Genomic DNA, 22,159 nt, shown 5'->3' with positions numbered 1-22,159 from the left:
TCCCCCATGCTTGATGTAGGAATGACAGAGCTACTCTGTTTTGCAATTATTGCAATTTTAGTTTTAGGTCCAGATAAGCTTCCAGAGGCTGCACGTTTTGCTGGTCGCTGGTATGTTCGACTAAAACGATATATTACCAATTTGCAAAATGAGATTGATCAGGAGTTGCGTCTTTCTGAGTTCCGCAAAGAAATGCAAGAAGAACTTAATCGCATCGAAGCATTGGAACGGAAAGTACAACAACAGCTTGAAGAAATACAAAAACAGCAGACTTCTGAGCATTTAGAAGTTACTGAAAAACCGAAAACAATACAAAAGCCTATTCGGAAATGTATTCCTATATCAGACCAATACAAGGTACCGTATGTTGCAAAAATTACGCCTTTCGTTCCTCAAACTGATATAGCCGAAACATCTCCTGTTGAATTGAAGATTGCCGTATGAACCAACTGCCTTCAACCACTGTAAATAGTCAAGAAAACCTAGACCAAATGCCAATCATGAATCATTTGGTCGTTTTAAGACGCCATTTATTCAGGATTGTAGGGGTAACATTATTCTTATTTTTTTGTTTACTACCCTTTCGAAACAATACTTACCAATTACTATCTGAGCCTTTAAGGTTACAACTTCCTGCATCATCGTCAATGATTGCAACAGATGTGACAGCAACCTTTATGGCACCTTTTAAATTAAATTTATTTGTCGCACTTGTGTTAGCCATGCCATTTATTCTTTATGAAATATGGTCTTTTGTTCGCCCAGCACTCTATCAAAAAGAACGCCATTTAGCACTTCCATTACTGGTTGGCAGTATTGTCCTATTTTATGCAGGGGTAGCTTTTGCTTATTACATTACCCTGCCTGCAATACTACATTTCTTTATTAGCGTTTCACCAGAAACGGTAGCACCAATGACCGACATTAATAGTTATTTAAGTTTCTGTTTAAAGCTATTTTTAGTGTTTGGTGTCACTTTTGAAATTCCTATCGCAACCTTATTACTGATTTTAATTGGCGTAGTAAATACTCAAAGTCTTGCTGAAAAGAGACGTTTTATTATTGTGGGATGCTTTTTTGTTGCCATGTTTATTACCCCACCAGATGCGATTTCAATGGTGATGTTAGCAATTCCGATGTGGTTACTTTTCGAAATAGGCTTACTCTTTGGAAGAATTCTTGAAAAGAGAAAAAGCCAGACTGCTGAATGATTTACAACTTTTCTTTAAAAGCCCAGATATTAAAATTTGGGCTTTTTATTTTTGAACATTTGTTTAAATCATCAAACTGTAAACTGTCTTCAAAGTGACTTAAAAATGTAAGAAAAGTGTCATTTCCAATCCATAGAATCAACTCAACAAATATACACACAAAAGTTACGGATTTATTATGACAACTGCTTCTAACCACCCAACACGTCGCGATATTTTAAAATGGTTTACGGGGATTCCTTTTCTTCCATTAGGTGCGATGGCTACGGCAGCAACGTTAGCAGGCTGTAATGACAGCAATAATGATTCAAATGTTGTTACTCCACCGCCAACAGTAAATTTTAAAAATGCAACCTTTACCTCAATGGCTGCACCTTCTTTAGCTAACCCAGCAGCAATGGCAACCACAACTGTCGGTTCAACCCTTTCAATCAATTGGGAAGATGGCTCAAAAACTGACTATACATTAGCGTATAAGCCTTTCTTTACAACTGGCGATCTTGTTGCAGATGGTAAAGGTGGAAAAATTCTAGCGGGTGGTTATGTTGATATTAATAACCAGCCGATTATCGATAAATCAAAACCTGGTCAAGAACGTCAGTTCTTCTCTGATTGTCCAGATGGAAGCTCTTTAATTAGCTTTAAACAAGCAACAGGTCGTGATTTTACCGATGCAGACAAACAAGCTTTAGGTGTTACAGGTAACCCAGTATTTCACGTTGTTCAATTTGAATATACAACTCGCGATCAAAGCTTAAAGTCTATGTATGGTTTACTACCATCTCCAATTGCGATTTTAACTTTAGACCAAGACCCTAAAACTGGTCATTTAACGCTTATTAAATACCACAATGTCGATACTTCTAAAGTAAACGGTCTATGGATCACTTGTGGTGCAAGCTTGTCTCCATGGGGAACTCACCTTTCTAGTGAAGAATACGAACCAGACGCAAACAACGTTGCTGCAAGCTACTTACCAGTATTTAGCAAAAACTTATTTGGTGATAGTACTAAAGGCAACCCTTACCACTACGGTCATTTACCAGAAGTAACTGTAAATACAGATGGTACGGGTTCAATCAAAAAACATTACTGTTTAGGCCGCATTTCACACGAACTTATTCAAGTTATGCCAGATAACCGCACTGCATTGATGGGTGATGATGCAACCAATGGCGGCTTATTCATGTTTGTTGCCGACAAAGAAAAAGACTTGTCTGCGGGTACACTCTATGTGGCTAAATGGAAGCAAACCTCAGGCGTAGGTGCTGGTGCGGGTGATATCTCTTGGATTAACCTTGGTCATGCAACAAGTGCTGAAGTAAAAAGTTGGGCAGATCAATACAAGATTTCTGACTTGATGGATGTAAAAACATCTGATCCAAAAGATGCAAGCTATACCAAAATCCGTTTTAGCGGCAAAGATAACTGGATCAAACTTGTCCCAGGTAAAGAACGTGAAGCAGCTTTCCTAGAAACGCATCGTTACGCAGCTTTAGTTGGCGCAAGTATGGGTTTCACCAAGATGGAAGGTACAACTGTCAATATTAAAGACAAAATTGCATACTCTGCGATGTCTTATGTACAGTCTTCTATGATTGATAAAACTACTGATATTCAAGTGCAAGGTCCAAAATCTGGTGCTATTTATGCACATACGTTAAAGGGTAGCCAAGTCGATAACAAAGGCCAGCTCATTAACAGTGAATGGGTATCAACTCATATGGAACCACCAGCAGCTTTAGTGGGTGAAGACCTCACTACTGCTGACGCTCTAGGTAACACTGCAAACGCAGATAAAGTTGCCAACCCAGATAACATTAAGTTCTCTGAAAACTTACGTACACTCTTCATTGGTGAAGACAGTGGTATGCACGTAAATAACTTCTTATGGGCATATAACGTAGATACCAAACAATTAAGCCGTATTCTATCAACACCTGCTGGTGCTGAATCGACAGGTCTTCACGCGGTAGATGCAGTGAATGGTTGGACGTACATTATGAGTAACTTCCAGCACCCTGGTGACTGGGAATCTCCATTACACGATAAAGTACAAGCAACGCTTGATCCTCTTGTTCGTGCAAACTACAAAGACCGTTTTGCTGCTGCGGTAGGTTATATTACGGCAGACCCTGTAGCACCATCTGTTGTGAAGAAATAATTCTTACCACAACTCAAAAGAAACCTGCTTTATGCAGGTTTCTTTTATTGTATTTAAAGTTCATTTATTTCTGAAAAGAGGTACCTGCTGCTGTACAATTTGGCCGCTATGTTCGCCTTGCTGTGTCTTTTCCAACCAAATCCATTCATTATTAGTCATTCTTAAAAAATTCGAACAACGTGTTCCATATACTGGACTTTGAATAAAAGTCGATGATAGCAACTCTTCCATTTCTGGTTGAATACCCGTATTTGGCAACAGTGCTGTGGTGACTTTACGCTCATCTTCTAAAATATCCCACGCTGCATGTTGCAAGCTTAGCTCTTCTGTTTTGTGCTGATGCATAGGCAAGAACTCTTGCGTAAAACGAGTTCTTAAATGTCTGGTTTTCTCCCAGTGATCGGACATCAAACCATTCGAAACTACATACACACCATTGGCTAATACTTGAGGTGCTTCTCCGCGGTTACTCATATAAACCGCTTGATCAGCCGTTCCCATAAACAAGTTAAAACCAGCAAAGTTCTGTTGCTGTTGTTCTAATTGTTGCGCAAAGCGAATCGGCAATAAATCAGACTCTAGAAAAGCCTGAACTAAATGACCACGAGAAGTCTCGTATTGTTGTTTATCACGTCCATCACGGAAATTAGTTAACACAGCCCATCGGCCCTGCGGCGTAACCCCCATCCAAGTACCACCTGACTGTAAATCTTGCCCTGCAATGATGGGTGTATGTTCCCATTGATGCAATAATGCGGTTGGTCGATGATAAAACTCATCACGGTTTGAAATAAGACACAAGGGCATATCATCCAGAACATGCCATGCTAAAGCCACAATACACATTGATTCTTGTTCCCTATGTTTACACATTGAATGTACAACATTTTTCACATCATTCCGCTACAATCTGTCAAAACGTAAGATCAAGGAGCAGCAATGCTGACCTATCCTAATATCGATCCGGTCGCAATACATCTAGGACCTCTTCAAGTCCATTGGTATGGACTCATGTATTTATTGGCATTTTTATGTGCTTGGGGACTTGCTTCCTACCGTGCCAAACAGCGTGATGGCTGGACATCGGACATGGTTTCCGATCTGGTGTTTTACGGCGCTCTAGGTGTTGTACTCGGCGGACGTATCGGCTATGTGCTTTTCTATGAGTTTGATAAATTCCTTGAAAACCCAATTTGGCTATTCCAAGTCTGGACTGGTGGTATGAGCTTCCACGGCGGCTTCTTAGGCGTCATGATTGCAATGCTATTCTGGTGTAAAAAATATCAAAAAACATGGTTCCAAACACTCGACTTTATTGCCCCTTGTGTACCGACAGGCTTAATGTTCGGACGCTTCGGTAACTTTATTGGTGGAGAGTTATATGGTCGTGCGGTTACAGATCCGAACTATCCATTTGGAATGATTTTCCCAACCGATCCATTACACTTGGTTCGCCACCCTTCTCAAATTTATCAAGCGCTTTGTGAAGGTCTAATTCTATTCATTATCTTATGGTGGTTTAGTTCAAAACCTCGCCCACGTATGGCCGTTTCATCACTATTCTTGATGGGTTATGGCGTTGCACGTTTTGTAATGGAATTCTTCCGTCAACCAGATGCCGACCAAGGTTTCATTTTATTTGGCTGGATGACTAAAGGTCAGATCCTTACCGTTCCAATGCTACTCATTGGCCTTTGGATGATGTGGTATGCCTATCAAAAGAAAATTTATGACTGGGGCCCACAAAAGAACAGTTAACATCTAAATCAGAGGAGTTTCGACTCCTCTTTTTTATGCTACAGTTTTTATCTCCCAAGAAAGAAGATACACCATGCTGGAATTCTGGTTTAACAAGCAAGTCCCGTCTTTTAAAAAATTAATGATCTTAATTATTACCCTCTTAATCTGTATTGGGTTATATCAATATCAACCATTACCGTTAGATACTATTTTAATGTTTACGGGAACTGGAGTTATTTTTTTAATCTGCCGTTACTTTAAATTGCATTTTGCTCAAAGTAACCCAACCGGTTTACTTTACCGTCTATTTACATGGGTCCCTATTGCCCTCTTGTTTGCACTTATTTTTGTGAAAGCCATGCCTAACTTACTTATTTGGGGCGTTCAAGGCATTGCATTTATGGCGCTTGCTGCTTTTATTTTTTCACCACAATCGTTATTTAACAAATAGGCTCCCGTTTTATGTTGGCTTATTGGTAAAACGCACCGCGTCACATTAAACTCATCTTCATTATTGTCGTTTGTGCTGCAATTTATGCAGCCAATCAAGTTCAGCCTTTATCATCGACTTACACTGTTCTTAGCCTCGTGTTAGGGTTCGGGCTTCATTTCGGGCAATATTTACAAACAAAAATTCCAGCTCGTAGTTCATATAAATCTAAATTCCAGTTTCTGCTTAGAATTTACCCTTTCATTATTGTTGCTCTTGTTGTGTGGATACTACCGCCTCAGCACAATTGGATCGTAACGATACAAGCTTTAGGCTTTGTACTGGTTGGATTTTTTCTTGTTTCAATTTATCAAAATCGTGCCAAGCGTTTTTAAGCATAAAGTTTAGCTCGTTTTTACTATTCCTAAAGCATGCTATTATCTTCCACGGTTTATTGATCCAGAAACCGTCTCCCTTTTATTTTATGGAATTAATCCGAACTCGAGAGTGTTATGCGTGCATATTTAGACCTTCTACAACATATCCTTGATAATGGCGGTGACAAAGGCGACCGTACAGGCACAGGAACCCGTTCTGTATTTGGTCATCAAATGCGTTTTGATCTCTCTAAAGGTTTTCCTTTACTCACCACAAAAAAAGTTCACTTCCGTTCTATTGTGATTGAGTTACTTTGGTTTTTAAAAGGCGACACCAACGTCCAATATTTAAAAGACAATAAAGTTTCAATTTGGGACGAATGGGCAACAGCAGAACAAACAGCACGTTTTGGCCGCCCAGAACATGAACTTGGCCCAGTTTATGGTCATCAATGGCGTAATTTCGGCGCAACTAAAAATGCTGATGGTACTTATAACCAAGATGGTTTTGACCAAATTAAATGGTTAATTAACGAAATCAAAACTAACCCAAATTCGCGTCGTTTAATCGTTTCTGGCTGGAACCCGAATGAAGCTGGACAAGTTGCATTGCCACCTTGCCACACACTCTTCCAATTTTTCGTACAAGACAACAAATTGTCATGCCAGCTTTATCAACGAAGTGCTGACGTATTCTTGGGCGTGCCATTTAATATTGCTAGTTATGCTCTACTCACTCATATGATTGCCCAAGTGTGCGGCTTAGGTGTAGGTGATTTTGTTTGGACTGGTGGCGATACACATCTTTATGCCAACCATTTTGAACAAGCACGACTACAATTAACCCGCGAACCATTACCACTTTGCCAATTAAAACTTAATCCGGAAGTTAAAGACCTTTTCGATTTCAAATTTGAAGATATTGAGATTTTAGGTTACGAGTCACATCCAGCAATTAAAGCACCGGTTGCAGTATAACAACGGCTTAAATTTCATTTGATTACGGTTTAGAGAATAAGATTATGGCATGGCAAAATGTAGAAGTTGTCCACGTTGTGGCAATGGATAAAAATCACTGTATTGGTAAAGGCAACGCGTTGCCATGGCATATCTCTGCCGATTTAAAACACTTTAAAGAAATCACTCAGGGTGGTGTGGTCATCATGGGCCGTAAAACCCTTGAGTCTATGGGCCGTGCTCTACCGAACCGTGTGAACTGGGTAATTACCCGTGACATTAACTGGCACTTTGATGGTGTAAAAATTGCGTATTCAATTGAAGATGCTTTAAACGCAGCTTTAGAAGATGCCAAAAACACCGAAAAGCAGGCGCTTTTCATCATTGGTGGTGGTGAAATATTTAAGCAAACCTTGTCAATTGCAGACCGTCTTGAACTCACTCATGTTGACTTAGATGTCCAAGGTGATGCACATTATCCAACTATACCGAGTGAATTTCATAAAGTTGCGAGCGAGCAGCAAGTAGATGAAAAAACAGGAACTTCATTCGAATTTGCAACTTATAAAAAATAATTTTATGGCCGCCTATGCACAATATCGGAACACGTGAATTTATTATCGCCCTCCTCTTCGGCGCTTTACATGGTCTATTTACGTTGTTTATTGTGCTTTCCAGCATTTGGGTGTGTTTAGCACTTTGGGTGCAACAACCTTTTGGCTGGTTAGGCAGCCGCATTATTATTGGCATATGGATTGCCTTTGCTTTAAGTATGGCTGGCTTATATTTTAATGGCCATATCATTAGCCGTCGTACAGACATTTTGATCTATCTATTAGCTTTTGCTTGTTCTTTGGTTTGGTATTTCTCGATTACAGCACGTCAAGACCGTGACTGGAATCCTGAAGTTGCCAATATGCTAAGTTACGAAAAACACGGCGATGTAATTACCTTGCACAATGTCCGTAACTTCAACTGGCACCCTGATGGCACTTATGATGTCCGCTGGGAAACCCGTACTTTTAACCTGAACAAGTTAAATGGCATTAATATTATTACCTCTTACTGGATGGGGCCACAAATTGCCCATACTCTGGTCAGTTTTGAGTTTAAAAATCAACAACCCTTAGTTTTTTCAATCGAAATTCGAAAAGAAAAGAACGAAGAGTTTTCGGCAGTGGGTGGTTTTTTTAGAAAATACGAACTGAGCTTAATTGCGTCCGATGAAAAAGATATTGTCTACACACGCAGTAACATTCGTAAAGAGCAAGTTTATAATTTCCCAATTAATATGCCCCGTTCTGAACAGAAAGCGCTATTTTTAGAATATCTTAAAAAGTCAGATGAGCTACGTGCTCAACCAAAATGGTATAATACGCTCACAAGTAATTGTACAACCCTGATTTTCGATATGGTTCAAGCGATTAATCCATATCAACTTCCTAAAGATTATCGTTTAATAGCCTCAGGTTATTTACCTAATTATTTATATGATCTTAAAGCTCTTAATCAAAATATTAGTTTAAAGCAATGGTATCAAATCGCACATATCAATCCACGTACTGAACATTTTGAACAACTTTCAGATCAGAGCAGTGAACACTTCTCTCGAATCGTTCGACAAGGTTTACCTAAAGCAAAATGAAATAAGTAATGCACTTTTCTTTACTTTTTTACACATGCTTTACTTTGTAATCTAAATAGATAGACCCTATTGTAATAGGCAGGAAATAGAGGGAAACACAATGCAACAGGCATTATTTGGCGGCGGCTGCTTTTGGTGTGTCGAAGCCGTATTTTTACAGATCCGTGGTGTAGAAAAAGTAACTAGTGGTTACGCAGGTGGACATACGATCAACCCTACCTACGAGCAAGTATGTCAAGGCGATACTCAGCATGCTGAGGTTATCTTGGTTGATTTTGATGAAAAGCAAGTAACATATTCACAGTTACTCGATGTATTCTTTGCAACGCATGATCCAACGACTTTAAACCGTCAAGGTAATGATATTGGTACTCAGTACCGCTCTGTTATTTACTATTATAACGAAGAGCAAAAGCAGGCAGCGGAACACACGATTCAAACGCTAAAAGATGACGATCTTGATATTGTGACTGAATTGTCTCCTGTACCGACGTTCTATCCAGCCGAAGAATATCATCAGAATTACTATGCAAAGAACCCTTCACAAGGTTATTGCAACTTTGCGATTCCACCTAAGCTATTAAAGCTATATAGTAAATTCCAGCATCTGATGAAAGATCAATAAATCAGAGTAATAAAAAAGCAACCAAATTGGTTGCTTTTTTATTGAGTCAACTAAATTTTAGTTTTCACTTACAAAGGCAATATCGCTCAGTCCGGCTTCACTGGCGCGAGACATTACCTGAGCCACAGTATCGTACTTCGACTCTTTATCAGCACGAAGTTGAACCGTAGGTTTAACCGCACCTTGACCTGCTTCTTGGAAACGTTTTTGAAGCTCATCAAGGCTAATTACTTGAGTATCCCAAGCCACTTCACCATTTGCATTAATACTAATCGTAATCGCTTTTGGTGGTGGATCAATAATTTCAGCAGTTGTTTTAGGCAGTGTTAATGGAATCGATGGGTTGGCAACTGTTGCTGTGACCAAAAAGATGATCATTAACACCAACATAATGTCGATTAGCGGAATGAGGTTCATCTCATTTATGCCACTATCGTGGTCTTCACCCAATTGAAAAGCCATTAAGCTTGACCTCCAACATAACTTTGCTCTGCAGTTTTAACATCAGTCTTTACAGTTGAGTCTTGCTGCAACATGGTATCGATTAACAAACTATGTGCTTGATCTTGTAAATCATGAGCAAGACCACGATTAGCACGTACACAAATGTTATAAGCCAATACTGCAGGAATCGCAACTGCAAGACCAAGACCAGTCATAATCAGTGCTTCACCTACTGGTGTAGCCACTTGAGCCAATCCTGCTTGTCCACTCTTACCTACAGCAACCAACGCGTGAAAAATACCCCATACTGTACCAAACAAACCAACGAATGGTGCAATTGAAGCAATTGTTCCTAAAACAGAAATACCTTTTTCAGCATTGACTTTTTCAGCAGAAATTTGGCGCAATAATGCTTGCTCTGCAACTGCTTTACGCTGTTCAAAACTTAAAGGTTGTAACTTTGCTTTTAGCGAAGTAATAGCCTTAGAAAGTTGAGCATAAGCTTGTTGTTTTAGTTGGCGAGTCCCCATCAAACGTAAGATGAAAACTGTCCAAGTAGCAATCGACATTGCCAATAAAATGAAATACAGGGTTTTACTCACTGCATCTGCATGTTGCCAATAGATTGAAAAGTTCATATTCGAACTCCTGATTAAGGTTAGCCGTTGGGACTCAAATTCGTTTAAGGGGTTAAATCAAAGGGTTGCTCTGCTTTAATTGGATAAGCAACACCATTTTCCATATAAGGTTTAAATTTTGCACCGCGAACAGCGCGAACTACTTTGTCATCTAGACTTGAAATACCGCTGCTTCGGGTAACACGCACGTTGATGATTTTGCCTTTTTCGTCAGCTTCAATTTGTACAACAACTGAGCGTGCTTCACCTTGTAAATCTTTTGGTGAAACAGTCAAACGTGGTGAGCGGCTCCACTGTACACCTGAACCACCAATTGAAACGCGTTTTGGTGACGGATCTGGTGCAGGTTGAGCTTTAGGCGCTTCTTGTACCACTGGTTTTGGCTTCTCAACGACTTTTTCAGTAACAGTTGTCGCTGGAGCGGCTATTTTGGGTTCAACTTTTGGTTCTGTCTTTACTGTTTGTTTAGGAGTTTCAGCCTTTTTCACCTGCTGGATTTTTTCCACTGGTTTAGGTGGAATCACAGGTTTCTCAACAACTTTAACTTCTTTTACCTCTTTCTTAGGTTCCGGCTTTTTAGGCGGCTCCTTTGGTTTAGGAGGTAGTGGTTTCGGTTGCTCTTGAATTTTTACAAAGCGGACTTGTAAAGGTTTCTTATCAATTGGCTTTAGTTCAGCAGGCTTAATGTGGCTAACTGCCCATAAGACCCCGATATGACCAATTGCAACCGCAATTAGGGCCGTGATGACTTTCTTTTTCATCGGATTAGGAGAGTTTAAGGCTGCGGAAGATTGACTCATAAGAATCTAATTACCTAATGGATGATGATCTCGACCTTTAATTAAGAGAAACGATTTCAAACATCGGATAGAACAATAAAGTGCCACAATAATAAATGAGAAGTGTTTTCATTTGCAACTACTTTTTTCGCGAAAAACACTACCCAGTATTTTGCTATCTAACCTCATAAAGTGATATCACCTTACTTTTCTCTTGTATAAACAGCACGCTAAAAACTTTGAGTTCATTTCTTATTTATCAAACTGTGCTCAACATAAGCGTTGATTAAACAATTAAATATTAAGGCTAAGCAATCGAACATCAAATTTATGTTACGTTATAACATTTTAAATTTATTTTAGCCATAAAAAAAGCATGCCTAAGAGCATGCTTTTAAAAATATGAGGTAATTAGAAAACAACCGTCTTATTACCATCTACAATGATACGGTCTTCCAAGTGCCATTTAACAGCACGAGCTAATACATTACGCTCTACATCTTCACCAAGTTCACGTAACTGCTCAACATTATAATCGTGGCTTACACGTTCAACGTCTTGCTCAATAATCGGACCTTGGTCTAGGTCAGCAGTCACATAGTGAGCTGTCGCACCAATCAACTTCACACCTTTTTCATAGGCTTGCTTATATGGGTTTGCACCAACAAAAGCAGGTAAGAATGAATGGTGGATATTGATGATTTTCATTTCCCATTTTGCAACAAAATCTTCGCTTAAAATCTGCATGTAACGTGCAAGAACTAATAAGTCGTTACCTTGCATCATTTCATCAATTTGAGCATAAGCTTCAGCTTTATTGTCTTTAGTTACTTTAATTACAGTAAATGGAATACCGAAGTTTTCAACAGATTCACGTAAGTCTTCATGGTTAGAAATCACATGCGTAATTTCACAAGGTAATGACCCACGTGCATGACGCCACAATAACTCAAGTAAAGCATGGTCGACTTTAGAAACTAAAATACCAACTTTTTTAATTTCGTTTACGAATGCAAGACGCCATTGCATGCCATAACGCTCAGCAACGTTGACAGCAAATGTTTGAATTAATGCATCTTTACGCGACTGTAAATGATCAAGTTCAAATTCAACACGCATGAAATAACGCCCGCCTTGAGCTTCCGTCGCATACTGATCAAGCGCGGTAATGTTTGCACCTTGATGGTACAAAAAGCTCGATACAGCCTGTACGATCCCAGGCTTGTCTTCACAAGTAATCAGTAAACGGGCTGTATTGGCAGTGGTCATATTCATTTTGTTAATATCACTTAATTGAGACAAATTTTTGATAAGCCGAGTATTCTAGCGCTCTAAATAAACAAGCACAACTATTCATCTTTTAAGGATGACAAGCTTGCGAAAAGATCAGAAGGCCCAAGTGATTCGAGCAGTTGTTCATAAGTGGCACGGCTTTCACCCATTAAATAAGGGCCCTCTAAGAAAACCATCTGACGTAATGCCTGCCAAACCCATTTCTCTTCAAGATGATTGTTGTCACTAATATGTCCAGACATATATAAAAAATTAGTCCAGTTCGTTAAAACAATCCAAAGGTTAATAATGAGTGCTTCAATTTCAGAAGCCGTCATTTTCATAAGGCCTGCGTCGACAAAGGCTTGATAAATTTTTTGCCCTTGTTGCATGACTTGGCCTGCAAATCTCGGATAGATCTTTTTAAAGTCTTCATTGCTTTCAACTAAGTGATAAACATCACGATGAATAAAACGATAATTCCAGAGTTGACCACTTAACACTTGAAAGTAGTTAATTTTATCAGTAGTGGTTAAAGGTCTGTCTTCAGGTAAAGAGAGCATTTCTAAAGTCTCTACCTGATACTGATACATTAATTCCTTAATGATTTCATGTTTATTTCGAAAGTGGTAATACAAGTTTCCAGGACTAATCCCCAACTCTGCAGCAATATGATTGGTTGTGACAGACCGTTCGCCACGCTCATTAAAAAGCTGCAAACTGATTTGTAAAATCCGGTCTTTTGTCTTCAGAGCTTTAGGTAGAGACATTTCAATAACCTTCGTTAATTCATATGGTTAAGACGTGAATACAGAAACCAACTTGACTCTTTAGAGTATTTACTCTAAAAACTAAGTATATCAGTATATTTGGTAAGTACCGATGAACAGTCAAACAAAAACAAATCCAGAGACTCAGGTTCCTTATGATGTTAAGCATTTACATGATTTGCTTGAGCAGCAAAAGATTGCCTACTTACGTTATCCGGTACCCACTGCTAAAGAACGTATTGATCGTTTAGCTCGTCTTAAAAGAGTTTTGGTAAAATATCAAGATCAGATTGCCGAAGCAATTAACCTTGATTATGGTAATCGTGCCATTATGGAAACCAAAATTGGTGAATTGCTTACTTGTCTTGAACAAATCAAGTATTACAGTAAGCACTTAACCGGTTGGATGAAACCATCAAAACGCCATATCAGTGTATTACATCAGCCAGCAAAAGGTTGGGTACAATATCAACCAATGGGTATTATTGGCATTATTACACCTTGGAACTACCCATTACTTTTATCAGTTGGGCCACTTATTTGTGCTCTTGCAGCTGGTAACCATGCCATGATCAAAATTTCGAGTGCTTCTCCAAACTTTGGACAAGTTCTTGAAAGTGCATTAGCGGAAGCATTCCCACAAGAGTTGGTCGCTGTTGTAAATGGTGGCGGTGTAATTTCCGATGCGTTTAGCCATTTGCCTTTCGATAAAATGATTTTCACAGGCTCGACTTCGGTTGGTAAAACCGTCATGGCAGCCGCAGCTCAAAACCTTGTGCCGGTTATTCTTGAGTTAGGCGGTAAATCCCCTGCTCTTGTCCATGCTTCCGTAGAGATGAAAGATGTCGCACAACGTATTGCTATAGGTAAATTGTGGAACGCTGGTCAAACTTGTGTTGCGCCAGACCATATTTTCTTGCCACGCGGGAAAACTGCCGAGTTCATTGAAAACTTTAAATTGATTGTCGCAGGAATGTACCCTCATTTCCGCAACAACCAAGACTACACTTCTATTATTAATGATAAACAGTACAACCGTATTCAAGGATATCTTGAAAATGCCCGTGATCAGGGTGCCCGTATTGTTGAAATTAATCCGCAAAATGAAATTTTAGATGATGTCCGCAAAATTCCACCGACTCTAGTAACTGGTGTAACGACTGCAATGGATATTATGAAAAATGAAATTTTTGGTCCTGTTCTACCAATTTTAGAATATGACCAAATAGAAGAAGTCATTGAGTTTATTAATAGTCGTCCGCGTCCTTTAGCAATGTATTATTTTGACTATGATCAGGCACGCGCCGATTATATCTCTCAGCATACTCATTCAGGACATTTCGGAATTAACATGGTCATTACCCATGTTGCTCAAGATGACTTACCATTTGGCGGAATTGGGGCATCAGGTATGGGCAAATATCACGGACCAGAAGGCTTTTTCGGGCTTTCACATGAACGTTCGGTAATGTCGAATCCAAAACTTTATAGCCTGAAATACATTCTTCCACCGTTCAATAAACCAATTCATCGCTTCATTTCGAAAACCTTGTTGCGTTAACTGATCAAGGCATGATCTGTTACACTAGATCATGCCTCGTTTTTACCAATTTCGCTTGTCTTTTAATCGTATTTTTGGTATAAAACGCCCCTTGAATGAATTCATCCGTTTACATTTAGTATGACTGGCCACAGATTTGCTGTTGGCTAAATCAATGGAGTTACACCATGTCTAAGGTTTGCCAAGTTACCGGCAAGCGTCCAGTCGTTGGTAACAACGTCTCACACGCCAACAACAAAACCAAGCGCCGGTTCGAGCCGAACCTGCACCACCACCGTTTCTGGTTAGAAAGCGAAAAACGTTTTGTACGTCTTCGTTTAACCACTAAAGGTATGCGTATTATTGACAAATTGGGTATCGAAAAGGTTGTTGCAGACCTTCGTGCTCAAGGTCAAAAGATCTAAGGAGTCTGAGCAATGCGTGATAAGATTCGTCTCGTTTCTTCAGCTGGTACAGGTTATTTCTATACCACGACTAAAAACAAACGTACTATGCCGGAAAAAATGGAAATCAAAAAATTTGATCCAAAAATCCGTCAACACGTGATTTTCAAAGAAGCTAAAATCAAATAATTTTAGCGTCGAAAAAAACGACTTCTTAAAGAAGTCGTTTTTTTTTGCATTTTTTTTATACCCACCTTTTTGTTAAACTTTCTACATATTCCGCCTTGGCATTTTTTATGCTTGTCTTTAGCCTAACTCACGTAAAAGGAGTTTTTAGTGCCGCATGACGTAGATTTAATTATTTTACTTGCTGTTGGTTTCGGCGTTGCCCTCTTTTTTGGCTATATTGCCGCCCGACTACGACTTCCCCCTCTTATCGGCTATTTAATTGCCGGAATTATTATTAGTCCTAACACTCCCGGTATAGAAGCAGACATTCATCTAGCGAACCAACTTGCTGAGCTTGGTGTAATGTTTCTGATGTTTGGCGTTGGGATGCATTTTTCATTAAATGATCTTTTACAAGTTCGACGTATTGCCTTACCAGGTGCAATTTTACAGATAGCCGTTGCTACCTTACTTGGTGTTGGCGTTTCAATGCTATGGGGCTGGAGCTTTGGCTCTGCACTGGTTTTTGGCTTAAGCTTATCGTGTGCGAGTACCGTTGTATTATTAAAAGCTTTAGGAGACCGTGGTCTTTTAGACTCTGTAAACGGCAAAATTGCGGTAGGTTGGCTGTTAGTTGAAGATTTGGTAATGGTACTTGTTTTAGTACTTCTTCCAGCTACAGCGGTTTTACTTGGTGGAAAAGCACCAGCAGGCGCAGAAGGAAACATCTGGCTAACACTGGGAATCACTCTATTAAAAGTGATTGGCTTTATTGCGTTTATGCTTATTGTGGGTAAGCGTGTTGTTCCTATCATTATGCAGTTTGTTGCGCGCTTAGGTTCAAGAGAGCTATTTACGCTGACTGTCGTAGCAGCTGCTGTTTCGATCGCTTATGGCTCTTATGCCATCTTTGGGGTTTCAATGGCCTTAGGAGCCTTCTTTGCAGGTATGGTGGTAAAAGAATCAGACTTTAGCCACCGTGCAGAAGAAGAAACACTTCCACTACGTGAAATTTTCTCGATTTTATTCTTCGTTTCGGTCGGAATGTTGTTTGACCCACATATCCTTATCGAGCGTCCACTGCATATTTTAGCGGTTATCGCGATTATTATGGTGGGTAAAACGCTTGCTGCAATGGCTTTGGTTTTATTCTTCCGCTATCCAATCAATACTGCTTTGACCGTCGGGGCCAGCCTTGCACAAATTGGCGAGTTCTCATTTATTTTGGCAACACTCGGCGTTTCTTTAGGTCTATTAACACTAGAAGCTCAAAACCTGATTTTAGCAGGTGCCTTGTTCTCAATTACGCTTAACTCTTTTGTTTTCTCGGCAGTTGAACCTGTACAACGCTGGATTCGTGAACGCTCTCATTTAGCACGACTTCTTGAGCGCAGTGGTGACCCACTCGCAATGTTGCCAGATGAAGTTGATCAAGCTTATCTACGCGATCAAGTGGTGATTGTAGGGTATGGTGGCGTTGGACGACGTATTACTGAAAATTTAATTAATCAGAATATTAAAGTTGTGATTGCAGAAGAAAATCGTGAAATTGTAGAAAAGCTACGTCAAGCAAATATTGCTGCCGTGAGTGGCGTCGCAACTGAACCTGGCGTTCTCATTCAGGCGCATATCATGCATGCACGACTATTGGTGATTTCCCCTATGGATATTTTAGATATTCACCGAATTGTGGATATTGCCAAACAATTAAACCCTCAAATTCAGGTTTTAATTTGTGCAGAAAGTAAAGAAGAAGCAGCAGTTATTCGAGATGAAAATATTGGCGAAGTATTCTATGCAAAAGAAGAAATGGCAAAGAATATGAGCCACCATATTTTAAATCAAATCGAACTGGCGCATCAGTCAACACATCATTAACATATACAAAAAAAAAGCGTACTCAAGAGTACGCTTTTTTTAACTTAGGAATTTAGGCTGCTCATCTACAACCTCAGCCTGCCATTCATTGACCTGCTTTTCGAGCAGTCCAAATAAAGCAGCCTGAATCATATGCTGTGCAACTACAGGCGTTTGCTCGCCTAAAATCTCTTTTAGTTCATCACTAAACTGAATTTTAACCAAGGGCTCTTTTTCAGAACCAGCATTACGCAAGGCAAGCTCACCACCTTCGAGTTGGACTAACTCCAACACTGCTTCTTGATTGCCAAATAACTCTTTCAATTGCTGTATAGACATATACTTCCTCCATGTTTCAACATGGTGGCAAAGCACCCTTGCACTTTGCATCTCTCGTCTTATTTATATAGGCGCACTAGGATTAAATTTCAAGCGCTTAAACAGTTTAATTTTAGAACTCGACCATTTCGTTACGAAAACCATCAATTAAATGACTTAATTCTCTATGCCATTCACGCAAGATTTTCACATCGGGTAGCCATGACTGAGGTCCCTGAGTCACTTTAATGATCAAATTAGAAGATGTTTCTTCTTCCGGCGTTGGTTCAGTTGGTTCTGGTGCGTACTGACACATACGGTAAGCGCGCTTTAACTCTGCAACAAAGCCATCTTTGGCTAATTGCTGCAAAACAGAAACCTCAGGAGAAACCTGACCTTTTGCCGCCATAAGTTCTTCAATCGATTTTAATGTCGGCTGCGAGTCATTTAAACGGTAGTAACGTACCAGTTCTTGCAGAAAAGCCAGCATTGCACCATGCAAGTGAAAGACAGCTGTTTCACGATACGCTTGTACCTGCTGTACATGATCAGTTTGCTCTGCTTGTTGACACGCTAAGCGCGCAAAATAGAGTTTTTGATTGGTACGATCGGCATGATAACGAGCAACACGTGACATAACTAAACTTTCCTGTTCTAAAGATTGCCATCAATATGACTATTCTTAGCTTAACGACTCCATTGATAAAATCAACGTTATTTATGGAAAATCCAAAGCGACTTGATAAATTTTTCGGTGTTACTCATCACCATCATTGATTAAAAAATTCTGGTTTTCAACAATTAATAGATCTTTAAGAGGCAACTCTGTAGGAACCCATGAACGAACTTCAAGTGTCTTTACACCTTGGGCTATACGGGTTCCATTTGGAGCAACCACAGAAAGAGCTAAAATTGTTGCATAAACGCATTACTCTTCAGCGGCTTTAACGCGAATTCCGTAACCTTTTACTTTAAGTGTATTTAAACCTTTAATGGCTTTGATCGCTTCACGTGGATTCGGCATTTCGACAAAGCCAAAACCTTTTGATTTACCTGTCTCTTTATCGGTTACAACAACACAAGAATCAACTTTACCATAAGCCTTAAACAACTCTAAAACTTCGGCTTCAGTCACTAAACGATCTAAATTACGAACTAATATTTTCATTTTCCAACCTTAACTGGCCTTCAAAATAAGGGCCAATATACATTTGAGTATTCACAGTGTCTTATACAGTAGTTTAGTCGAGATCGATACCAAAACCTAAGTTTACTGTTCGTGAAGTGTTCCATTGTTTTTTGGCAAATGGCTGTGGAACTTGACGATGAATTTTTGCCTGAACTAAATGTGCGGGTAGATCATTTAAGAAATAACTTTCGATTTTACGACCTTGTTCATCATAGGTATCTTGTGACCATGTATTGAGGTTTTGCTTCGTCAGAATCAATTCATTTTCCGCACGTGTTAATGCAACGTATAACACACGGCGTTCTTCTTCGACATCATCAAAATCCCCCTGTGCGCGTGCATATGGAAACTGATTTGGCGAAACATGCGGTACATAACATACCTTTTGCTCTGCACCTTTAGCCGAATGAATTGTAATTAAAGTCACTAAATCATCATCACCCGCTTTTTCAATTTCAGAAACTGAAATCGGCTCAAGCACATATTCTTCAAGAAATTCACCCAGCGATGCATGCTTACGCGCAAGTTGTTTAACCAAATCAAAATCTTTAGCGCGACGTGACCAGTCTTTCGTTTTATAGTTTTGCTCTAACTGTTCACTTAGGGCATCGAGTGCCAAACCAATACTTGCTTCAACATGCTGCTGTAACACATCAAGCTGCTTCAAAATCAAAATAGCCTGTAAAGGGACTTTTCCATGACGCTCCAAACGCTGACAACGTTCTTCAACCTCACTAATGCCCATTAACTCTTGTGCTAACTTACTAGCACCAACATCACCAATCCCATCCCATAAGGTTAAAAAGCGCATCCAAGCCAAGTCATCCTGCGGGTTACTCACAATACGCAATAGACTGAGTACATCCTTTACATGTGCGGATTCAAGTAACTTTACGCCACCAATAAAACGATAAGGTATCTCAGCGGCAATAAATGCACCTTCCAAATAGCGAGCACTGTAGCCAGAACGAACTAACACCATATGGTCGTACCAATTTGCGCCCTGCTGATGTCGCTCTATTAAGTCTTGTGCAATCCAATTGGCTTCTTCAAATTCATTACCAAACAAGTGGAGCTGTGGCTTTTGCCCTTTGCCACGATGTGCCTGTAATTGTTTTTCATAATCGATTGGGCTATGTGCCAATAACCAATTAGATAAGTCTAGTATTTCTTGAGTTGAACGGTAATTTAAATCTAAGGTATAAATAACGGCATCAGGAATCCTTTCTTTAAAAGAATGTATGTTTTCAAAGTCGGCCCCACGGAAACCGTAAATGGACTGAGCATCGTCACCCACACAAAACAATTTCACCTTACCAATGAGTGGCTGCAAAAGTGCCCACTGTAAAGGGTTAGTATCTTGCATTTCATCGACCAGCAAAGCCTGACAAAAACCTGCACCCCAATCTGTGAGTGCTTCCGAGTTTTGCAAATGAACAGCGACAATCGACAAAATATCGTCATAGTCTAAAAAATTGCGCTCTCTTTTACGTTGCTCATAGGTTTTCATTAGCTCCGCAATTTGTGCCTTGTACTCATATGCTTCAGGTAATTGCTTGAGTAATGCCTCTGAAAGCTTAGATTGCGTATTACGGGCATAAGAATACAAATCACACAGCTCTGCTGCTTTAGGTAAAACGTTATCTTTGTCTTTACCTCTCAATAAGCGAAACATGAGTAACTGATCATCACGATCAATAATACTAAATTGGGTTAAACCAAATGCTTGTGAATTACGACGCAGCAAGTACATGCAAAAGGTATGAAAGGTTGATGCACGAAGACCTTTGGCTTGTGCCCCAACATGCTGTTCAACCCTTGCTACAATTTCACTCGCAGCACGGCGCGTGAAGGTTAAAATCTGGATTTGATTTGCAGGTAACCCCTGATCAATTAAATAAGCTGCGCGAGCAACAATGGTTTTAGTCTTGCCACAGCCTGCTCCAGCCAAAACCAGACAGTTTTGAGCCGTAGTCGTTGCTGCCTTTTTTTGGTGAGCATTTAATTCATTAATTAACTTTGCAAGACTCATAACACACATCGCTAAAACACCAAGGCCTAGTTTAACAGACCCATGCCACGAGATGGACCTTAGCTCACTAAAAACAAAAAAGGACACCTTAAGTGCCCTTTATTCGCTATTTAATTTAAGAAACTGTTTTTGAGCTAGAAGGTAAATGCTTAATTGCAGAAGCCAATCCTAAAAAGTTAATACCCTGAAATAAAATATCTACTGCCAAAAACATTCCCAATACCCAAAACGGTGAGTCTTTAGAAACTAAAATTAAAATACCTGTAGCTAGGGTTAATAAACCTGAAAATAATGTCCATCCCCACCCAGCAATTGGTCTTAATAAAAATGCGTTTATGGTGCGGATGACCCCAGCAATAATCAGTGCAATCGATAGCAGACTAGTTAAAACTACGGCTGTAGTCACAGGTGTAGAAAATGCGTAATAGCCAGCCATTAAATACAGCACCCCAAAAAGTGCCCAAAGCCATCGGCTACCACCCTTAAATACACTTAAGGCAGCAGTCAAATGCAGAACACCGCCTATCATCATTAAAATACCAAATAGGAAAACAACCGAAAATGTTGCAAATGGTAGTGAACTAAATAAGACTAAACCGAAAATAATGAGCACAAAGCCTAATATTAGATACCATTTACGATCAGCATGTAGCTGATTACGAACTAAATCATTACCTACAGTTTTCATCATGGCTACTCTTATTATCAGGTATTAGGAAGTTTATATATTGTCATTATAGTGATTTACTTCACATTTATTGTCTGTATAAGATCTGCATCGTTTATTAACAATTGATGTGGATAAAACAGTATTTATCCACAATTTTATTTCAACCAACCAATTTCTTGAGCTATTGGTAAACCTATTACGGTTTCTTGTAAATCTCTTGGCATTTTATTGGTCTGCTCAGACAATGGAGTTTTACCCCCCATGATTTCTGCTTGCTTTTGTGGGTAAAGAGGTACTTTTTCGGGTTGTGCATAACCCAATGGATAAATCGGCTGCCCTGTTTTTAAATCATATTTATCTTTTGCGCCAAAGCCATGCAATAGCTCATGAACAAGAACGACCTGATTTTCTGATGCCTGCTCACGTGCAGCAAACAAATTGACGCTACCAATACGACCTTTTTCTAAAGCAGTCGAGTGCACTAAAACCTTTTGATAAGTTGGATCATAATAATTTAAATAAAGTTTAAGTGAAGCTCCGCTATCTTCAGGCTGTTGTTGTCGCCATGCATAAAAACGAAACTTCAAGCTCCACCAGATTACATTCAAAATATTGGCATTTTGCGGAACCACAGGTGGACGATGCTGTAGTTGTTGCCCTAAACGAATCTCAAAGTTGCTGGACTGTCCACGATAATGCTGTGACCATTCACTTAAATAGCTTTTGAGCGTTTGGAAATCAGCGTTTTGTAACTGATGAATATAAGCTTGCGTGGTTTGTAAACCATCTGCATTTACTGGATGCAATACCACGATAACAGGCTGATTCCAGTCTTGGTTCTGGTCACGCCATGCCTGAACCGCAACGATTAATAAAATCATCAATAGGCATAAAATCCGAATGTTTTTCCACATTCTTTTTCCCCATAA

General features: G+C 39.6%; 26 protein-coding genes and 1 pseudogene. 14 read left to right on the top strand and 13 right to left on the bottom strand.

All coding sequences use genetic code 11. The annotated features are described in order from the left end of the window. Window positions 1–6: 6 nt before the first annotated feature. The 3 genes from tatB (at window position 7) to MSG95_RS04805 (ending at window position 3,375) form a co-directional block, all read left to right on the top strand. Window positions 7–444, top strand: coding sequence for a Sec-independent protein translocase protein TatB (gene tatB, locus MSG95_RS04815; protein WP_049066767.1), 438 nt, complete (start codon window positions 7–9; stop codon window positions 442–444). Next, window positions 441–1,211 carry a twin-arginine translocase subunit TatC gene (gene tatC, locus MSG95_RS04810; protein ID WP_004698824.1) on the top strand — a complete coding sequence of 257 codons (771 nt, stop codon included), beginning with the start codon at window positions 441–443 and terminating at the stop codon, window positions 1,209–1,211. Before tatB ends, tatC begins: the two co-directional genes overlap by 4 nt. Window positions 1,212–1,389: 178 nt before the next feature. Further along, a complete protein-coding gene (locus MSG95_RS04805) occupies window positions 1,390–3,375 on the top strand; it encodes a PhoX family protein (RefSeq protein WP_077164492.1) in 1,986 nt (661 codons plus the stop codon). Window positions 3,376–3,435: 60 nt separating this feature from the next. Here MSG95_RS04805 and MSG95_RS04800 read toward each other — a convergent pair whose 3' ends face one another. Then, window positions 3,436–4,221: an NRDE family protein gene (locus MSG95_RS04800; protein ID WP_213033530.1), complete on the bottom strand. Its 786-nt coding sequence runs from the start codon at window positions 4,219–4,221 to the stop codon at window positions 3,436–3,438. 93 nt (window positions 4,222–4,314) lie between these two features. Here MSG95_RS04800 and lgt point away from each other — a divergent pair, with 93 nt between their 5' ends. From lgt to msrA, 7 genes are all read left to right on the top strand, one after another. Next, window positions 4,315–5,133, top strand: coding sequence for a prolipoprotein diacylglyceryl transferase (gene lgt, locus MSG95_RS04795; RefSeq protein ID WP_004698831.1), 819 nt, complete (start codon window positions 4,315–4,317; stop codon window positions 5,131–5,133). A 73-nt stretch (window positions 5,134–5,206) separates the two neighbouring features. Beyond that, complete coding sequence (locus tag MSG95_RS04790) at window positions 5,207–5,566, top strand: hypothetical protein (RefSeq protein ID WP_032048365.1); 360 nt, start codon at window positions 5,207–5,209, stop codon at window positions 5,564–5,566. A gap of 44 nt (window positions 5,567–5,610) precedes the next feature. Beyond that, window positions 5,611–5,940, top strand: coding sequence for a hypothetical protein (locus MSG95_RS04785; RefSeq protein ID WP_228144392.1), 330 nt, complete (start codon window positions 5,611–5,613; stop codon window positions 5,938–5,940). A 117-nt stretch (window positions 5,941–6,057) separates the two neighbouring features. After that, a complete protein-coding gene (gene thyA / locus MSG95_RS04780; RefSeq protein WP_077164493.1) occupies window positions 6,058–6,900 on the top strand; it encodes a thymidylate synthase in 843 nt (280 codons plus the stop codon). Window positions 6,901–6,944: 44 nt separating this feature from the next. Beyond that, complete coding sequence (locus MSG95_RS04775; RefSeq protein WP_019458053.1) at window positions 6,945–7,454, top strand: dihydrofolate reductase; 510 nt, start codon at window positions 6,945–6,947, stop codon at window positions 7,452–7,454. A gap of 14 nt (window positions 7,455–7,468) precedes the next feature. Next, entirely contained in the window at window positions 7,469–8,524 is a 1,056-nt protein-coding gene (locus MSG95_RS04770) for a DUF4105 domain-containing protein (RefSeq protein WP_077164494.1), read from the top strand. Window positions 8,525–8,624: 100 nt separating this feature from the next. After that, on the top strand, window positions 8,625–9,149 hold the full coding sequence (gene msrA, locus MSG95_RS04765; protein ID WP_019458051.1) for a peptide-methionine (S)-S-oxide reductase MsrA: 525 nt from the start codon (window positions 8,625–8,627) through the stop codon (window positions 9,147–9,149). Window positions 9,150–9,206: 57 nt separating this feature from the next. Here the strand turns inward: msrA and MSG95_RS04760 are convergent, their stop codons facing one another. From MSG95_RS04760 to MSG95_RS04740, 5 genes are all read right to left on the bottom strand, one after another. Next, window positions 9,207–9,611, bottom strand: a complete 405-nt coding sequence (locus MSG95_RS04760) for an ExbD/TolR family protein (protein WP_002053449.1) — start codon at window positions 9,609–9,611, stop codon at window positions 9,207–9,209. Next, window positions 9,611–10,231, bottom strand: a complete 621-nt coding sequence (locus tag MSG95_RS04755) for a MotA/TolQ/ExbB proton channel family protein (RefSeq protein ID WP_077164495.1) — start codon at window positions 10,229–10,231, stop codon at window positions 9,611–9,613. The genes MSG95_RS04760 and MSG95_RS04755 overlap by 1 nt, the downstream gene beginning before the upstream one ends. 44 nt (window positions 10,232–10,275) lie before the next feature. Then, window positions 10,276–11,031, bottom strand: coding sequence for an energy transducer TonB (locus MSG95_RS04750; protein ID WP_213033529.1), 756 nt, complete (start codon window positions 11,029–11,031; stop codon window positions 10,276–10,278). 390 nt (window positions 11,032–11,421) lie between these two features. Continuing rightward, a complete protein-coding gene (purU, locus tag MSG95_RS04745; RefSeq protein ID WP_004698860.1) occupies window positions 11,422–12,285 on the bottom strand; it encodes a formyltetrahydrofolate deformylase in 864 nt (287 codons plus the stop codon). A 74-nt stretch (window positions 12,286–12,359) separates the two neighbouring features. Continuing rightward, window positions 12,360–13,052 (bottom strand): TetR/AcrR family transcriptional regulator, encoded by a 693-nt coding sequence (locus tag MSG95_RS04740; protein WP_019458048.1) that lies wholly within the window; start codon window positions 13,050–13,052, stop codon window positions 12,360–12,362. A gap of 112 nt (window positions 13,053–13,164) precedes the next feature. Here MSG95_RS04740 and MSG95_RS04735 point away from each other — a divergent pair, with 112 nt between their 5' ends. The 4 genes from MSG95_RS04735 (at window position 13,165) to MSG95_RS04720 (ending at window position 17,042) form a co-directional block, all read left to right on the top strand. Next, complete coding sequence (locus tag MSG95_RS04735; RefSeq protein WP_324624603.1) at window positions 13,165–14,613, top strand: coniferyl aldehyde dehydrogenase; 1,449 nt, start codon at window positions 13,165–13,167, stop codon at window positions 14,611–14,613. 167 nt (window positions 14,614–14,780) lie between these two features. Then, on the top strand, window positions 14,781–15,017 hold the full coding sequence (rpmB, locus tag MSG95_RS04730) for a 50S ribosomal protein L28 (protein WP_000048256.1): 237 nt from the start codon (window positions 14,781–14,783) through the stop codon (window positions 15,015–15,017). Window positions 15,018–15,029: 12 nt separating this feature from the next. Then, entirely contained in the window at window positions 15,030–15,185 is a 156-nt protein-coding gene (gene rpmG, locus MSG95_RS04725; protein WP_001205031.1) for a 50S ribosomal protein L33, read from the top strand. A gap of 147 nt (window positions 15,186–15,332) precedes the next feature. After that, the gene (locus MSG95_RS04720; RefSeq protein ID WP_004698868.1) at window positions 15,333–17,042 is read left to right on the top strand and encodes a cation:proton antiporter; all 1,710 of its coding nucleotides are present in this window, start codon (window positions 15,333–15,335) and stop codon (window positions 17,040–17,042) included. 39 nt (window positions 17,043–17,081) lie between these two features. Here the strand turns inward: MSG95_RS04720 and MSG95_RS04715 are convergent, their stop codons facing one another. From MSG95_RS04715 to MSG95_RS04685, 7 genes and pseudogenes are all read right to left on the bottom strand, one after another. Further along, on the bottom strand, window positions 17,082–17,360 hold the full coding sequence (locus MSG95_RS04715) for a hypothetical protein (RefSeq protein WP_004698869.1): 279 nt from the start codon (window positions 17,358–17,360) through the stop codon (window positions 17,082–17,084). A 112-nt stretch (window positions 17,361–17,472) separates the two neighbouring features. After that, entirely contained in the window at window positions 17,473–17,976 is a 504-nt protein-coding gene (locus MSG95_RS04710) for a DUF6586 family protein (protein ID WP_004698871.1), read from the bottom strand. A 123-nt stretch (window positions 17,977–18,099) separates the two neighbouring features. Further along, window positions 18,100–18,252: pseudogene (locus MSG95_RS04705) on the bottom strand (ASCH domain-containing protein); the annotation flags it as partial. Between the two features lie 15 nt (window positions 18,253–18,267). Then, on the bottom strand, window positions 18,268–18,507 hold the full coding sequence (locus tag MSG95_RS04700) for an RNA recognition motif domain-containing protein (RefSeq protein WP_019458044.1): 240 nt from the start codon (window positions 18,505–18,507) through the stop codon (window positions 18,268–18,270). A 73-nt stretch (window positions 18,508–18,580) separates the two neighbouring features. After that, the gene (locus MSG95_RS04695; RefSeq protein ID WP_324624604.1) at window positions 18,581–20,560 is read right to left on the bottom strand and encodes an ATP-dependent helicase; all 1,980 of its coding nucleotides are present in this window, start codon (window positions 20,558–20,560) and stop codon (window positions 18,581–18,583) included. Between the two features lie 115 nt (window positions 20,561–20,675). Next, complete coding sequence (locus MSG95_RS04690) at window positions 20,676–21,248, bottom strand: HdeD family acid-resistance protein (RefSeq protein ID WP_077164499.1); 573 nt, start codon at window positions 21,246–21,248, stop codon at window positions 20,676–20,678. Between the two features lie 137 nt (window positions 21,249–21,385). Beyond that, on the bottom strand, window positions 21,386–22,144 hold the full coding sequence (locus MSG95_RS04685; RefSeq protein ID WP_324624605.1) for a hypothetical protein: 759 nt from the start codon (window positions 22,142–22,144) through the stop codon (window positions 21,386–21,388). Window positions 22,145–22,159: the final 15 nt, after the last annotated feature.

Origin of the sequence: Acinetobacter sp. IK23 (assembly GCF_035615275.1) — a bacterium.
Taxonomy (GTDB): domain Bacteria; phylum Pseudomonadota; class Gammaproteobacteria; order Pseudomonadales; family Moraxellaceae; genus Acinetobacter; species Acinetobacter seifertii.
Note: the sequence above shows the minus strand (reverse complement) of the source record. Positions and strands in the feature narration are given on the sequence as shown.

What these genes read in the sequence shown, in the direction of transcription:
- MSG95_RS04775 (WP_019458053.1), top strand. Translation starts at nt 6,945, where the DNA reads ATGGCATGGCAAAATGTAGAAGTTGTCCACGTTGTGGCAATGGATAAA.
- MSG95_RS04690 (WP_077164499.1), bottom strand. Translation starts at nt 21,248, where the DNA reads ATGAAAACTGTAGGTAATGATTTAGTTCGTAATCAGCTACATGCTGAT.
- purU (WP_004698860.1), bottom strand. Translation starts at nt 12,285, where the DNA reads ATGAATATGACCACTGCCAATACAGCCCGTTTACTGATTACTTGTGAA.
- MSG95_RS04715 (WP_004698869.1), bottom strand. Translation starts at nt 17,360, where the DNA reads ATGTCTATACAGCAATTGAAAGAGTTATTTGGCAATCAAGAAGCAGTG.
- lgt (WP_004698831.1), top strand. Translation starts at nt 4,315, where the DNA reads ATGCTGACCTATCCTAATATCGATCCGGTCGCAATACATCTAGGACCT.
- tatB (WP_049066767.1), top strand. Translation starts at nt 7, where the DNA reads ATGCTTGATGTAGGAATGACAGAGCTACTCTGTTTTGCAATTATTGCA.
- thyA (WP_077164493.1), top strand. Translation starts at nt 6,058, where the DNA reads ATGCGTGCATATTTAGACCTTCTACAACATATCCTTGATAATGGCGGT.
- MSG95_RS04790 (WP_032048365.1), top strand. Translation starts at nt 5,207, where the DNA reads ATGCTGGAATTCTGGTTTAACAAGCAAGTCCCGTCTTTTAAAAAATTA.
- MSG95_RS04805 (WP_077164492.1), top strand. Translation starts at nt 1,390, where the DNA reads ATGACAACTGCTTCTAACCACCCAACACGTCGCGATATTTTAAAATGG.
- MSG95_RS04695 (WP_324624604.1), bottom strand. Translation starts at nt 20,560, where the DNA reads ATGAGTCTTGCAAAGTTAATTAATGAATTAAATGCTCACCAAAAAAAG.
- MSG95_RS04710 (WP_004698871.1), bottom strand. Translation starts at nt 17,976, where the DNA reads ATGTCACGTGTTGCTCGTTATCATGCCGATCGTACCAATCAAAAACTC.
- MSG95_RS04760 (WP_002053449.1), bottom strand. Translation starts at nt 9,611, where the DNA reads ATGGCTTTTCAATTGGGTGAAGACCACGATAGTGGCATAAATGAGATG.
- MSG95_RS04735 (WP_324624603.1), top strand. Translation starts at nt 13,165, where the DNA reads ATGAACAGTCAAACAAAAACAAATCCAGAGACTCAGGTTCCTTATGAT.
- rpmG (WP_001205031.1), top strand. Translation starts at nt 15,030, where the DNA reads ATGCGTGATAAGATTCGTCTCGTTTCTTCAGCTGGTACAGGTTATTTC.
- tatC (WP_004698824.1), top strand. Translation starts at nt 441, where the DNA reads ATGAACCAACTGCCTTCAACCACTGTAAATAGTCAAGAAAACCTAGAC.
- MSG95_RS04700 (WP_019458044.1), bottom strand. Translation starts at nt 18,507, where the DNA reads ATGAAAATATTAGTTCGTAATTTAGATCGTTTAGTGACTGAAGCCGAA.
- MSG95_RS04770 (WP_077164494.1), top strand. Translation starts at nt 7,469, where the DNA reads ATGCACAATATCGGAACACGTGAATTTATTATCGCCCTCCTCTTCGGC.
- MSG95_RS04755 (WP_077164495.1), bottom strand. Translation starts at nt 10,231, where the DNA reads ATGAACTTTTCAATCTATTGGCAACATGCAGATGCAGTGAGTAAAACC.
- MSG95_RS04740 (WP_019458048.1), bottom strand. Translation starts at nt 13,052, where the DNA reads ATGTCTCTACCTAAAGCTCTGAAGACAAAAGACCGGATTTTACAAATC.
- MSG95_RS04750 (WP_213033529.1), bottom strand. Translation starts at nt 11,031, where the DNA reads ATGAGTCAATCTTCCGCAGCCTTAAACTCTCCTAATCCGATGAAAAAG.
- msrA (WP_019458051.1), top strand. Translation starts at nt 8,625, where the DNA reads ATGCAACAGGCATTATTTGGCGGCGGCTGCTTTTGGTGTGTCGAAGCC.
- MSG95_RS04685 (WP_324624605.1), bottom strand. Translation starts at nt 22,144, where the DNA reads ATGTGGAAAAACATTCGGATTTTATGCCTATTGATGATTTTATTAATC.
- MSG95_RS04800 (WP_213033530.1), bottom strand. Translation starts at nt 4,221, where the DNA reads ATGTGTATTGTGGCTTTAGCATGGCATGTTCTGGATGATATGCCCTTG.
- rpmB (WP_000048256.1), top strand. Translation starts at nt 14,781, where the DNA reads ATGTCTAAGGTTTGCCAAGTTACCGGCAAGCGTCCAGTCGTTGGTAAC.